Genomic DNA, 13,033 nt, shown 5'->3' on the forward strand with positions numbered 1-13,033 from the left:
CAGCCGCTGCCGCCGCGCGGCCTGCTGCTGCGCGCCGAGGCGCTGGCCGCGCTCAACCGCGCGGGCGAGGCCTACGGCCTGCTCGGCGCGCTGCGGCAGGCGGGCGTCGTGCCGGCGGCGCGGCTGGCCGGACTGGAAGCGCGCTGGGCCGAGGCCGCGCTGCGCCAGGCGCGCGACGCCAACGAACTGGCCGACCGCTGGGACACGCTGCCCAAACCGCTGAGGACCGACGCCGCGATCGTCGCCGCCTACGCCGAACGCGCCGCCGCGCTGCGCTGGGACGAGGCGGCCGCGCGCGCCATCGAGGAGGCGCTGGAGGCGAACTGGGACGAGCGCCTGGCCGGCCTCTACGGCCGCCTGGCGATCGGCCGCCTGGAGGAGCGCCGCGCGCGCGCCGAAGCCTGGCTCGGCGCGCACCCGGCCAGCCCGATGCTGCTGCTGACGCTGGCCCGCCTGGCCCGCGCCCAGGCCCACTGGCCGCAGGCGGAACGCTACCTGCACCGCGCGCTCGCGCAGGGCGCCGGCAGCGAGGCCTGGGAGGAGCTCGGCCACGGCTACGCGCAGGTGGGCGACGAGACCCGCGCGCGCCTGAGCTATCTCAACGCGCTGCGCGCCGCGCGCGGCGAGGCGGTCAGCGAACTGCCCGGCCGCGACCTGCGCCAGCGCATCTTCGACGAAGCCGCGATCGAGGAACGCGACGAACACGGCCTGCCGCGCCTGCGCGGCTGAGCCTCACGCCGGCGCGGGGGCGTGTGCCGAAGCGCGTTCTGGCAGGATGCGAGCGCATCGAGCGCAGGATTGCGGAGCAAGGAGGCGATGAAACGAGGACTCGGAATACTGCTGATCGCGCTCCTCGCAGCCGGCTGCCGGCGGCTGCCCGAGGCCGAAGCGCTGCCGGTGGTGCGGCCGTTTCCGCTGCGGCAGGGCCACACCACGCGCGTCGAGTTCCAGATCGAGGAACTGCGCCGCGGCTACGGCGAGACGCTGCTGATCGGATTGCGGGCGCCCGACCCACCGGGCGACGTCGACGCCTCCGACGATGAGGCGGAAGCGCGTTTCGACTCGATCCGGCTGCGGCTTCGGCTGTGGCGTCACGCGCCGGAAGGCTGGCATCCGGTGCGGCTGACGCAGAACGTGGATTCTGCTCTCGATCCCGGATGGCGCACCGTCGCCCTAGAGGAGGGCCTCACCGTTGGCGCGCAGCGGGCGACCGTGGACCGGCTTGCATTCGAGGCCAAAGGACTGCCGGCCGATCCGGCCGACTGCTACACCGTCAGCTACAGTGAACTGGTGATGCCGACGGCCGGCGTGTATCGCCTCGAAGCCACGCTGCTCGACCGGGGGCGCGCTCCAGCCACAGGCTGGCCGGTCGAGCTGGTGGTGACCCACCCGCTGCCGGCGAAGTAAGGATCGAATCATGGATCGATACACCGTCACCATCCGGATCGCGGCTCCGGGCACGCCCTTGCAGACCGGGGAGCGTTCGCTTCCGGGTCATATGTATGTCGTGCTCAGCGACGGAAGCAAGAGCATCAGTTTCGGAATGGCGCCGAGCGATGGCAAACCGTGGGGCCCCGCCGAGGTAAGCGATCGCGACTGGCAAAACTACACGCATGCGTTTTATGAGCGCACGCTCCAGATCACGCCCGAACAGTACCGAGCGATGAGGTCGTTCGGCCGGCGCGCCTTGGACGGCCAGGAGCCGCGGTTCCGCAGCTATGGCCTGCTGCACAACAGTTGCGTCGATTTCGCCTGGGCGGTGCTGCACGCCGGCGGCCTGCATCCGCGCTTCCGGTTGGGCGCGCACGGGACCGGCTGGATTCCCGACCCCACCGGCCGCCCGAGCCTGGACTTCGACGGCACGCTCAAGCCGGTCGACAACATCGAGGCCATCCGCTCGATCCCCGCGCCGTTCCCGCACAGTCCGCTGAACCGCGAGCTGCAGCGCGAGCCGCCACGCACGGCGAATCCGTTCCATTGGCTGCTCAGCGACGCGGTGCCGGCGCGCTACCGCCCGCTCTGCCATGACTGCGTGGAAGGCGTGCAACGCCTCGATGCCGGACTGGGTCGCGCGCCGGATGCGGCCAGCGCCCGCCTGGCCGGAAGCGTCGCGGTTCTGGCGGCGCAGCACGGCCTTCAGCGGGTGGATGCGGTGCTGCTGAGTACCGACACGGCGCAGGCGCGGGCAGGCGAGAGGGTGTTCGCGGTGGGGGGCGACCCGCAGCACCCCGGCCATCTGCGCGCGGGGATGCGGACCGCGGAAGCGGTGAGCGTCCCGGTGGAAACGTCGGTCGCGCGGTTGCAGGCGATGCTGCGCGAGCCGCTCGCGACGGAGGCCGAGCGCACGCTGGACATCGCGGCGGCGGTCGCGGCACCGCGCATGGCGCGGATGCCGGCCTGATCATCCGGCCGCGACTGCGTGCGGCGGCCGCGCCGCCAGCAGCGCCCGCGTATGCGGATGGCGCGGCGCCGCCATCACCTCGGCGGTCGCGCCGCTTTCGACGATGCGTCCCTGCTCCAGCACCGCGATGCGCTCGGCCACGGCGGCCGCGGCGGCGAGATCGTGGGTGACGAACAGCAGCGCCAGCCCGCGCTCGCGCTTCAGCCGCGCCAGCAGCGCCAGGATCGCGGCGCGATGGTGCGCGTCGAGCGCGGAGACGGCCTCGTCGCACACCAGCACGTCGGGTTCGAGCGCCAGCGCGCGGGCGATGGCGATGCGTTGCCGCTGGCCGCCGCTGAACGCGTGCGGCGCGCGGTCGAGCATCGTCGCGTCCAGCCCGACCGCCCGCAGCAGGCCGGCGGCCGCCTGCCGGCGCGCTGCGGCATCGCCGCGCCGGTGGATGCGCAGCGGCTCGGCGACGATCTGCGCGACCGTCATGCGCGGATCGAGCGAGGCGTACGGATCCTGGAACACCACGCCGATGCGCGCGCGCAGCCCGCGCAACGCGCGCGGCGACAGCGCGGCCAGATCCACGCCGTCCAGCAGCACGCGGCCGTCCGCATGCCGCAGCAGGCGCAGCAGCGCGCGCGAGAGCGTGCTCTTGCCGCTGCCGCTCTCGCCGACCAGGGCGAGCCCCTCGCCGCGGCGCAGCTCGACGTCGACGCCGTCCAGCGCCGGCCGCGCGGCGCGCGGGTAGCGCACGCGCAGGCCCTCGCCGCGCAGCACGACCGCCGCCGCGCGCGGCGGCGCCGGCAGCGCGGCCAGGCGGTCGGCCTCGAGCAGCTCGCGCGTGTACGCATGGCGCGGGGCGGCGAACACGCGCGCGGTCTCGCCGCACTCGACCGCTTCGCCCCGGCGCAGCACGGTGAGCCGTTGCGCGTAGGCGCCGACCAGCGGCAGATCGTGCGAGATCAGCACCAGGCCCAGGCCGTGCTCGCGGCGCAGCGCATCCAGCAGGTCGAGGATGCCGCGCGCGATGCGCGCGTCCAGCGCCGAGGTCGGCTCGTCGGCGACCAGCGCGCGCGGCCGGGTGGCGAGCGCGAGCGCGATGGCGATGCGCTGGCGCTGGCCGCCGGAGAACTGGTGCGGATAGCGCGCAAGCGCGGCGTCCGGTTCCGGCAACCGCACCTGCGCGAGCAGCCCTTCGGCCTCGGCGCGCGCCGCGCGCGCGTCGCACCGCCGCGCCACGCGCAACGTCTCCACCAGCTGCGCGCCGATCGTGCGCAGCGGATGCAGGCTCGCCAGCGGATCCTGCGGCACCCAGCCGAGCACGCGCCCGCGCAGCGCGGCGTGCGCCCGCGATCCGAGCGGCATCGCCGCCGCCTCCATGCGCAGCACGCCTTCGGCGCGCAGCCCGGGCGGCAGCAGGCCGAGCAGCGCCAGCGCGGTAAGGCTCTTGCCGCTGCCGCTCTCGCCCACCAGACCGACGCATTCGCCCGCCGCGAGCGCCAGATCCAGCGGCCCCAGCAGCGCGCGTTCGCCGGTGCGCACGCGCAGGCCTTCGAGCGCGAGCAACGGCGCGCTCACGCCGCTTCCGTCCCGCGCAGGCGTACGTCCAGCGCATCGCGCAGCGCGTCGCCGAGGAACTGGAACGCCGCCAGCGTCGCCACCAGCAGACCGGCCGGGAACAGCAGCGTCCACGGCGCCGAATCGAGCTCCTGCACGCCCTCCGCGAGCAGCGTGCCCAGACTCGCCGAGGGCTCGTCCACGCCAAGTCCGAGGAAGCCGAGGAAACTCTCCACCAGGATCGCCTGCGGGAGGATCAGGCCGAGGTACACCACCGCCAGCGGCAGCAGGTTGGGCAGCACATGCCAGCGCAGCCGCTGCGCGAACGTCGCGCCCGCCGCGGTCGCCGCCAGCAGGAACGGCGCCTCGCGCAGCCGCGCCGCCTCCGCCCGCATCGCCCGCGCCAGATCGATCCAGACGTAGCCGCCGATCGCGCCGAGCAGCAACGCGAGCGAGCGCTCGAACAGCGTCAGCAGCAGGATCACCACCAGCAGGAACGGGATCGCGCTGAGCACGTCAAGCAGGCGCACCATCGCGCGTTCGACGCGCCCGCCCGCCAGCCCCGCGATCGCGCCGTAGGCAAGGCCCACGCCGAGCGCGATCGCGCTCGCCAGCAGGCCGACCGCGAGCGAGAGCCGCCCGCCGGCCAGCGTGCGCGCGAACACGTCGCGACCGATCGCGTCGGTGCCGAACCAGTGCCCCGCGGCGCCGGGCCCCACCGACGGCGCGTTCCAGTCCGGCGTATGCGGGTCGAACCGCGTCAGCAGCGGCCCGAGCCAGCACAGCGCGACCAGCGCCGCCAGCAGCAGCAGGCAGACACGGACGGAAAGCGGAAGCGGACGCCACGACATTCGATGCGCATCGTAGCCGGTGGTTGCGCGGGGCGTGAGCGAAGTCGGCGTCTGTACGCACGCGCGCAACCGAAGCGACGGCGGGACGAGTCCCGCCCTACACCGCCTCGTCGGTTGGGCTGAGCCGAAGGCGAAGCCCAACGTCCCGATGACACGAGTCGGTGGCGATGCGACATCGGGCTTCGCTGCGCTCGGCCCGACATGCGGGCGGTACGCACGCGCAACCGAAGCGGCGGCGGGACAAGTCCCGCCCTACACCGCCTCGTCGGTTGGGCTGAGCCGAAGGCGAAGCCCAACGTCCCGATGACACGAGTCGGTGGCGATGCCACATCGGGCTTCGCTGCGCTCGACCCGACATGCGGGCTGTACGCACGCGCGCACCCGAAGCAACGGCGGGACAAGTCCCGCCTTACGCCAGCGGCTCCTCGCCCAGGTAGGTGTAGCCGGTGAGGCCGGCCTCGAGCGCGGCGGCGATGCGTTCCGATTCCTCCGCCGGCAGGTTCGCCGCCTCCACCTTGGCGCGGTAGGCCGCGCGCAGGTCGGCCAGGCGGTAGCCGACGTAGTCGAGCATGACGTCGGTGGTGTCGCCGCGGCGCTGCTGCGCCAGGCGGTAGCCGTCGCCGTCGACGCGCACTTCGACCGCGTCGGTGTCGCCGAACAGGTTGTGGATGTCGCCCAGCACTTCCTGGTACGCGCCGACCAGAAAGAAGCCGATGCGGTAACTCTCGCCCGGACGGATCGAGTGCAGCGGCAGCGAGGTGTCCAGCTCCTCGCTCTCGACATAGGTGTCGATGCGGCCGTCGGAGTCGCAGGTCAGGTCGGCGATCACGCCGCGGCGGTCGGGCGCCTCGTCGAGGCGTTCGATCGGCACGATCGGGAACACCTGGTCGATCGCCCACACATCCGGCAGCGATTCGAACACGCTGAAGTTGACGAAATACTTGTCGACCAGCCGCTCGTTGAGCTCGTCGAGCAGATCGCGGTGGCTCTTCTCGTCGTAGGTGAGGCGCTGCCGCACGGCGTGCGCGATCGCATAGAACAGATCATCCAGCCGCGCGCGCTGCAGCAGATCCAGTTGCCCCAGGGCGTAGCCGGCGATGCCCTCGCTGTGGAAATGCTGCGCCTCGTGGAACAGCTCCACCGCCGGCCGCGAAGGCAGTTCGGCGTGGATCTCGCGCAGATGCCGGATCACCGCCGGCTCGTCGGCCTGCTCCGGCGGCACGCGGCCTTCCGGCGCGCGTTCGACTTCCGACACGTTGGCGATCAGCACCGCGTGGTGCGCGGTCATCGCGCGCCCGCACTCGGTGACGATGCGCGGCGGCGTCAGCCCATGCGCCTGGCAGGCGTCGGCCAGCGGCTGCACGATGCTGGAGGCGTACTGGCGCACGCCGTAGTTGATCGAGCAGAAGCTGCGCGAGCGGGTGCCCTCGTAGTCGATGCCGAGCCCGCCGCCGACGTCCATGTAGCGGATGCGCGCGCCCAGCCGCGACAGCTCGACCAGATAGCGCGTGGCTTCGCGCATGCCGCCGGCGATGTCGCGCACGTTGGAGATCTGCGAGCCCATGTGGAAGTGCAGCAGGTTGAGCGTGTCCTCGAGGCCCGCCTCGCAGAGCTGCTTCCACAGATCCAGCACCTGGCGCGGCGAGAGCCCGAACTTGGCCTTGTCGCCGCCGCTGTTCTGCCACTTGCCGGCGCCGAGCGTCGCCAGCCGCATGCGCACGCCGAGCCCGGGGCGCACGCCGAGCGCGCGCGATTCCTCGATCACCAGCGCAAGCTCGCTGAGCTTCTCGACCACGATGTGCACGTCCATGCCGAGCTTGCGGCCGATCAGCGCCAGCCGGACGTATTCGCGATCCTTGTAGCCGTTGCAGACGATCAGCCCGCCCGGCCGCGACAGCGCCAGCACCGCCATCAGCTCCGGCTTGCTGCCGGCTTCGAGGCCGAAGCCCTCGCCGGCGTGCGCGGCCAGCGTGCCGGCCACGCCGGCGTGCTGGTTCACCTTGATCGGATACACCGCGGTGTAGCCGCCGGCATAGTCCCACTCCTGCATCGCCCAGGCGAACGCGCCCTGCAGCGTGCGCAGGCGGTCGCCCAGGATGTCCGGAAAGCGCAGCAGCAGCGGCAGCTTGGCGCCCTGCGCGCGCGCGCGTTCGACCACCTCCGCCAGCGCGATGGCGGGGCCGTTGGCGCCGAGCGGGCGGGCGATCACGCGGCCTGCCGCGTCGAGGTCGTAATAGCCCTCCGACCAGTGCGGGATCGAGTACGTGCGGCGGGCCCGGTCGAGCGACCAGTCGGTCATCGGCGTCAGTTCCGGCGGCGGGAAGGGGGTGCGCATTCTACGCCCCCACCCGTCGCGGCCGCAGGGTCCGCTACAATCCGCGCCCCCTTCGCGCGCCCGCGGTGCCCCAATGACCGACACCACCTGGCAGTACGAGAACTTCGAGCGCACCGGCTCGGCGATCGGCTATCGGATCGTGCGCAAGCTCGACGAGGTGCAGTCGCCGTTCCAGAAGATCGAGATCTTCGAGACCACCGACTGGGGCAACCTGATGCTGATCGACGGCGCGGTGATGCTCACCAGCCGCGACAACTTCCTCTACCACGAGATGATGTCGCATCCGGCGCTGTTCACCCATCCCGATCCGAAGCACGTGGTCATCATCGGCGGCGGCGACTGCGGCACGCTGCGCGAGGTGCTCAAGCACGAAGGCGTCGAACGCGCGGTGCAGTGCGACATCGACGAGCAGGTCACGCGCATGGCCGAGAAGTGGTTCCCCGAGCTGTGCGAGCGCAACACCGACCCGCGCGCGCAACTGCTGTTCGACGACGGCGTGGCGTACATGAGGAATTGCGCGCCGGGCAGCGTCGACATCGTCATCGTCGATTCGACCGACCCGGTCGGCCCGGCCGAAGGCCTGTTCAACCGCGCCTTCTACGAAAGCTGCTTCCGCGCGCTGAAGGACGACGGCATCCTCGTGCAGCAGTCGGAATCGCCGCTGGCGCTGCTCGACCTCATCCGCGAGATGCGCGACGAGATGGCCAAGGCCGGCTTCAGCGCGCTGCGCACCCTGCCGTTCCCGCAGCCGTGCTATCCGACCGGCTGGTGGAGCTGCACGATGGCGCGCAAGCGCGACGCGTTCGACTTCCGCGAGGACGCCGCGCGCGGCAAGCGCTTCCCGACGCTCTACTACAGCGCGGAGGTGCATCGCGGCGCGCTCGCGCTGCCGCCGTTCGTGGCCGAGGCGTTGCGCGCCTGATCGCTGCGTGATCGTGCCCGCGCGCGCCCGAGGCGCGCGTGAGCGCACCCCTACACGCGAACGCGCCGTCGTCCGTCTCCTCCGCTGGCACGCGCGCGCTCCACCCGGGCGCTGCGCACGCGCCGCCGTGCGCGTCTGCAACTTGTTGCGTCGCCGCGCAGCTTTTGCGGCGCGGCCGCGCCTGCCTGCCCGGGCGGGCACGCGTTCTCCCGCTCAGGGTCGCCTCCAGCCGATGGCACGCGCCTTGCGTGGTGCTGTGTCGCCGCGCATGGCGACCCTCGCAGCGAGCGCTGTCGCAAGGTCGCCTGCGGTGCCGGATGCAACCGCTTGCGTTGTGCCGGGTCATCCACACCGCCACAGGAGGACATCCATGGCACAGAACCAGAACCAGGGTCAGAACCAGGGCCAGAACCGCCAGCAGGGCGGCAGCGGCGACATGAGCGTGCGCGAGGCCGGCCAGATCGGCGGCGAGATCCGCAAGGAACAGCTCGGCCCGGAGGGCTACTCCGAACTGGGCCGTCAGGGCGTCGAAGCACTGCGCGAGCAGCGTGGCCCGGACGCGATGTCCGAGATCGGCAAGCAGGGCGGCGAAACCCGCAAGGAGCAGCTCGGGCCGGAAGGCTATTCCGAGCTCGGCAAGATGGGCGGCCAGCGCGTGAGCGAACTGGTCGAGAAGGGCAAACAGGCCGAAGGCGGTTCGGACAGCAACCGCTGAGGGCGTGAAGCGCGGCCGTACCTGCGGCCGCGCCTGCCCGTCCAACGCCAACAGGAGAGCGAAGCCATGACACGAGGCGTAGGCGGCCATTCGCCGGCCAACGTGCAGAAGTTCCTCAAGGGCGTGAGCTACCCCGCCAGCAAGGACGATCTGCTGCGTCAGGCGCGCGACAACGAAGCGCCGGACGAGATCATCCGCACGATCGAGCAGTTCGACAGCGACGAGTACGGCGGGCCGCAGGACGTGATGAAGGCCTACGGCGACATCCAGTAGCCGCACGCCGGTTTCTTCCCGCGCACGAGGCGCGGTCCGCGCACGCACCGCGTGCGCCCTTGTCCGCTACCGGCGCACGACGTGCCGGGCGCGGATCCCGATTGGAGGTTTGGTTCCATGGCGAACACCCGCAACGACGACAACGAGCGCAACCAGGGCAGCCGACAGGCGACCGGGCGCGACGAAGGCGACATGAGCGTGCGCGAAGCCGGCCAGATGGGCGGCGAGCGCGTGCGCGAGCTGGTCGAGGAAGGCAAGCGCGCCGAAGGCGGCGGCAGCAGCGGCAGCCGCGGCTCGTCCGGCGGCAGCGGCAGCGGCCGCGGCGACGATCGCTGAGCCCCGCGCACCCACTTCCCGCTGATACCGACAGGAGGACTGCATGGCACAGAACGACCGTAACCGCGGCGGCGACATGAGCGTGCGCGAGGCCGGCAAGATCGGCGGCGAGATCCGCAAGGAACAGCTCGGCCCCGAAGGCTACTCCGAGCTCGGCCGCAAAGGCGGCGAAGCCACCGCGGCCACGCACGGCAGCGAGTTCTACCAGGAGATCGGCCAGAAGGGCGGCGAGAAAGGCGGCCAGCGCGTCAGCGAGCTGATCGAGAAAGGCAAACAGGCCGAAGGCGGCGGCTCGCGCTGAGCCCCGCTTCTCCCGCTCCATTCCCCACACAGGAGACATTCGATGGCAACCCGCAACCAGGACAACGAGAACCAGGGCCGCGGCAGCAGCGCCAGCGGCAGCGGCGGCGACATGAGCGTGCGCGAGGCCGGCAAGATGGGCGGCGAAACCCGCAAGGAGCAGTTGGGTCCGGAGGGCTACTCCGAGCTCGGCAAGATGGGCGGCGAAGCCCGCAAGGAACAGCTCGGGCCGGAGGGCTATTCCGAACTCGGCAAGATGGGCGGCCAGCGCGTGAGCGAGCTGGTCGAGAAGGGCAAGCAGTCCGAAGGCGGCTCCGACCGCAACCGCTGACGCGCCCGCGTCACCCGCTCCACGACGACGCCGGGGTTCGCCCCGGCGTCGTCGCGTCGGGGGCCCGTCTCCTCCGCCTGCTCACACGGGAGGCGTCCGTCGCCCCCTGTTTGCGGGGTCGGGCGGGCCCGCTTGCGGCACCGCCGCGCGGCCCGCCGAACGCCCGCGCCACTGGCGCCGCGTGAACCCCTCCCCCTGCTTGCTGGGGGAGGTTGGGAGGGGGTGAAGCGGTTGCCGATTGGCGCCGGCCACCGACGCAACCCCTCCCCAACCCTCCCCTGCACGCAGGGGAGGGAGTCCCCCACACGGTGGCCAGACATGAACTCCTCCCCCTGCTTGCAGGGGGAGGTTGGGAGGGGGTGAAGCGGTTGCCGACCAACGCGGGGGTGCCGGTACGGCGGCTTGCCGGAAAGCATCGGGACCGGCACGCAGCCGCCTGTCCGCTCCCTGCTCCCTTCGCCCTGTTCCCCGCTCCACACCTCACAGCGCGTCCGCGTCCATCTCGCCGGTGCGGATGCGCACCACGCGCTCCAGGTCCCAGACGAAGATCTTGCCGTCGCCGATCTTGCCGGTGCCGGCCGATTTCATGATCGCTTCCACGACGGCATCCACCTGGTCGTCGGTTGCGGCGATCTCCAGCTTGATCTTCGGCAGGAAATCGACCACGTACTCCGCGCCGCGGTACAGCTCGGTATGGCCTTTCTGCCGGCCGAAGCCTTTGACCTCGGTGGCGGTGATGCCGGCCACGCCGACCTCGGCCAACGCCTCGCGCACGTCGTCGAGCTTGAACGGCTTGATCACGGCCATGACCATCTTCATCGCGGATCTCCTGCCATGCGAACGGCGCGAGCATACGGGATGGCCCGCGGCCTTGCCGTGCCGGCCGCGCCGTGGTCTAGTGCGCTCGGAAAAGACCGAGCCCCTGCCGCGGTGCGCGCCGATGGCGACCGCCGCGCCTCCCGGTCACTCTGTCGGCCGGAGGACCGCCGCCATGATCGATCTCGCCCAGCTCGACGAACTCGCCCGCCGCCTCAGCGCCCTCGTTCCGCCCGCCATGCGCGAGGGGCGCGAGCAACTGCAGGAGAACTTCAAGGCCGTGCTGCAGAGCGGGCTCGCCCGGCTCGACCTGGTGACGCGCGAGGAGTTCGACGTCCAGCGCGCCGTGCTGCTGCGCACGCGCGAGAAGCTCGAAGCCCTGCAGCGCACCGTCGACGAACTCGAAGCGCGCCTGGCCGAGCCGCCGCGCCACTGAGTCCGCCGCCATGAACCTTGCGATCGTGCACAGCCGTGCACGCGCCGGCGTGCGCGCGCCGGAAGTGCGGGTGGAGGTGCATCTGTCCGGCGGGCTGCCGCGGATGTCGATCGTCGGCCTGCCGGAAGCCGCCGTGCGCGAGGCGAAGGACCGCGTGCGCGCAGCCATCGTGTGTTCGCAGTTCGAGTTTCCCGCGCGCGTGATCACCGTGAACCTGGCGCCGGCCGATCTGCCGAAGGACGGCGGGCGGTTCGACCTGCCGATCGCGCTCGGCATCCTCGCCGCCAGCGGCCAGATTCCGCTCGAGGCGGTGCGCGGACGCGAGTTCCTCGGCGAGTTGGCGCTGACCGGCGAATTGCGCGCCGTCGACGGCGCGCTGCCCGCCGCCCTTGCGGCCGCGGACGCCGGACGCGCGCTGGTGCTGCCGGCCGCCAACGGACCGGAAGCCGCCTTGTCCAGCGCAGTGGAGGCCTACACCGCGCGCACGCTGCTGGACGTGTGCGGGATGCTCGATGGCCGCAACGCGCTGCCGCGTGCGCAGCCGCTGCCCGCCCGTCGCATGCCCGGACCGGACCTGGCCGACGTGCGCGGCCAGGCGCAGGCGCGGCGCGCGCTGGAGATCGCGGCCGCAGGCGGCCATCACCTGCTGCTGGTCGGCCCGCCCGGGTGCGGCAAGACCTTGCTCGCCTCGCGCCTGCCCGGGCTGCTGCCGGAGGCGAGCGAGGCCGAGGCGCTGGAGACCGCCGCGATCGCCTCGATCAGCGGCCGCGGACTGGATCCCGCGCGCTGGCGCGAGCGCCCGTTCCGCGCTCCGCACCACACTGCGAGCGCGGTGGCGCTGGTCGGCGGCGGCGCCGAACCGCGGCCCGGGGAGATCTCGCTGGCGCACAACGGCGTGCTGTTCCTCGACGAGCTGCCCGAATGGAGCCGCGCCACGCTCGAGGTTCTGCGCGAGCCGCTGGAATCCGGCGTGGTGACGGTCTCGCGCGCCGCGCGCGCGTGCGAGTTTCCCGCCCGCTTCCAACTGGTGGCGGCGATGAACCCCTGCCCTTGCGGTTGGGCCGGCGATCCGAGCGGGCGCTGCCGCTGCACGCGCGAGGCGATCGAGCGCTACCGCGGGCGCATTTCCGGCCCGCTGCTGGACCGCATCGACCTGCACGTCGACGTGCCGCGCCTGCCGCCGGCGGAATTGCGCCCGGATGCGCCGCCGGGCGAGAGTTCGGCCGCCGTGCGCGAACGGGTGCTCGCCGCGCGCGCCCGTCAGCACGCGCGCGCGGGGGGGCTCAATGCCGGCCTCGACCAGAGCGCGACGTTCGCGCACTGCCGTCTGTCGCCGTCCGACCAGGCGCTGCTGGAACGCGCGGTCGATGCGCTGCAACTCACCGCGCGTTCGATGCAGCGCATCCTGCGCGTGGCCCGCACCATCGCCGATCTCGCCGGCAGCGAGCGGATCGCCACCGCGCATCTCACCGAGGCGATCGGGTTCCGACGCGCCGGTGCGTCCGGCGAAGCCGGGCCGGCGCGGCGCGGTCGCCCCGAGGCGGACGCGGCACTGGACGCCGCAGGCGCTCGCCGCTGACGTCGGAACGGGGCGAGGGGCGCGGGACGATCGTGCAGGCGCGAGGACGGGGCATGGCCTGCGAGCGCGCCCGCCTTACGCGACGGGCCGAATCCGTAGGTTGGGCTGAGCGGAGCGAAGCCCAACGCCGCATCGCCAGCCCGTGTCGTGCCGCGCCGGGCGTTGGGCTTCGCCTTCGGCTCAGCCCAATCTA

14 protein-coding genes and 1 pseudogene are annotated in these 13,033 nt (G+C 72.4%); 11 read left to right on the plus strand and 4 right to left on the minus strand.

What is annotated here, in order from left to right:
• From FQY64_RS14665 to FQY64_RS01900, 3 genes and pseudogenes are all read left to right on the plus strand, one after another.
• Nucleotides 1-729 (plus strand): annotated as a pseudogene (locus FQY64_RS14665) (heme biosynthesis protein HemY); the annotation flags it as partial.
• An 87-nt stretch (nt 730-816) separates the two neighbouring features.
• Nucleotides 817-1,407, plus strand: a complete 591-nt coding sequence (locus FQY64_RS01895; RefSeq protein ID WP_146472016.1) for a hypothetical protein — start codon at nt 817-819, stop codon at nt 1,405-1,407.
• Between the two features lie 10 nt (nt 1,408-1,417).
• Complete coding sequence (locus tag FQY64_RS01900; RefSeq protein WP_146472017.1) at nt 1,418-2,401, plus strand: XVIPCD domain-containing protein; 984 nt, start codon at nt 1,418-1,420, stop codon at nt 2,399-2,401.
• On the opposite strand, the gene FQY64_RS01905 is transcribed toward FQY64_RS01900, so the two are convergent.
• From FQY64_RS01905 to speA, 3 genes are all read right to left on the minus strand, one after another.
• Complete coding sequence (locus FQY64_RS01905; RefSeq protein ID WP_222431741.1) at nt 2,402-3,967, minus strand: dipeptide ABC transporter ATP-binding protein; 1,566 nt, start codon at nt 3,965-3,967, stop codon at nt 2,402-2,404.
• Nucleotides 3,964-4,797, minus strand: a complete 834-nt coding sequence (locus FQY64_RS01910) for an ABC transporter permease (protein WP_146472019.1) — start codon at nt 4,795-4,797, stop codon at nt 3,964-3,966. Before FQY64_RS01910 ends, FQY64_RS01905 begins: the two co-directional genes overlap by 4 nt.
• A gap of 409 nt (nt 4,798-5,206) precedes the next feature.
• Complete coding sequence (gene speA, locus FQY64_RS01915; protein WP_146472153.1) at nt 5,207-7,096, minus strand: arginine decarboxylase; 1,890 nt, start codon at nt 7,094-7,096, stop codon at nt 5,207-5,209.
• Between the two features lie 109 nt (nt 7,097-7,205).
• On the opposite strand from speA, the gene speE reads away from it, so the two are divergent.
• The 6 genes from speE to FQY64_RS01945 all read left to right on the plus strand — a co-directional run bounded on the left by speE (nt 7,206) and on the right by FQY64_RS01945 (nt 10,009).
• A complete protein-coding gene (speE, locus tag FQY64_RS01920; protein ID WP_146472020.1) occupies nt 7,206-8,054 on the plus strand; it encodes a polyamine aminopropyltransferase in 849 nt (282 codons plus the stop codon).
• Nucleotides 8,055-8,424: 370 nt separating this feature from the next.
• The gene (locus FQY64_RS01925; RefSeq protein ID WP_222431742.1) at nt 8,425-8,769 is read left to right on the plus strand and encodes a hypothetical protein; all 345 of its coding nucleotides are present in this window, start codon (nt 8,425-8,427) and stop codon (nt 8,767-8,769) included.
• A gap of 66 nt (nt 8,770-8,835) precedes the next feature.
• Nucleotides 8,836-9,042, plus strand: a complete 207-nt coding sequence (locus FQY64_RS01930; protein ID WP_146472022.1) for a DUF2795 domain-containing protein — start codon at nt 8,836-8,838, stop codon at nt 9,040-9,042.
• Between the two features lie 117 nt (nt 9,043-9,159).
• Nucleotides 9,160-9,378 carry a hypothetical protein gene (locus FQY64_RS01935; RefSeq protein WP_146472023.1) on the plus strand — a complete coding sequence of 73 codons (219 nt, stop codon included), beginning with the start codon at nt 9,160-9,162 and terminating at the stop codon, nt 9,376-9,378.
• Between the two features lie 43 nt (nt 9,379-9,421).
• The gene (locus FQY64_RS01940; RefSeq protein ID WP_146472024.1) at nt 9,422-9,679 is read left to right on the plus strand and encodes a hypothetical protein; all 258 of its coding nucleotides are present in this window, start codon (nt 9,422-9,424) and stop codon (nt 9,677-9,679) included.
• A 42-nt stretch (nt 9,680-9,721) separates the two neighbouring features.
• Nucleotides 9,722-10,009, plus strand: a complete 288-nt coding sequence (locus FQY64_RS01945) for a KGG domain-containing protein (protein ID WP_222431743.1) — start codon at nt 9,722-9,724, stop codon at nt 10,007-10,009.
• Nucleotides 10,010-10,489: 480 nt separating this feature from the next.
• Here the strand turns inward: FQY64_RS01945 and FQY64_RS01950 are convergent, their stop codons facing one another.
• Entirely contained in the window at nt 10,490-10,828 is a 339-nt protein-coding gene (locus tag FQY64_RS01950; protein ID WP_146472025.1) for a P-II family nitrogen regulator, read from the minus strand.
• 172 nt (nt 10,829-11,000) lie between these two features.
• Between FQY64_RS01950 and ubiK the strand changes: the two genes are divergently transcribed.
• Both ubiK and FQY64_RS01960 read left to right on the plus strand, forming a co-directional pair.
• Nucleotides 11,001-11,261, plus strand: coding sequence for a ubiquinone biosynthesis accessory factor UbiK (ubiK, locus tag FQY64_RS01955; protein ID WP_146472026.1), 261 nt, complete (start codon nt 11,001-11,003; stop codon nt 11,259-11,261).
• Nucleotides 11,262-11,271: 10 nt separating this feature from the next.
• On the plus strand, nt 11,272-12,840 hold the full coding sequence (locus FQY64_RS01960; protein ID WP_146472027.1) for a YifB family Mg chelatase-like AAA ATPase: 1,569 nt from the start codon (nt 11,272-11,274) through the stop codon (nt 12,838-12,840).
• Nucleotides 12,841-13,033: the final 193 nt, after the last annotated feature.

It is taken from the genome of Vulcaniibacterium thermophilum, from assembly GCF_007923255.1.
Classification (GTDB): Bacteria; Pseudomonadota; Gammaproteobacteria; order Xanthomonadales; family Xanthomonadaceae; genus Lysobacter_F; species Lysobacter_F thermophilum.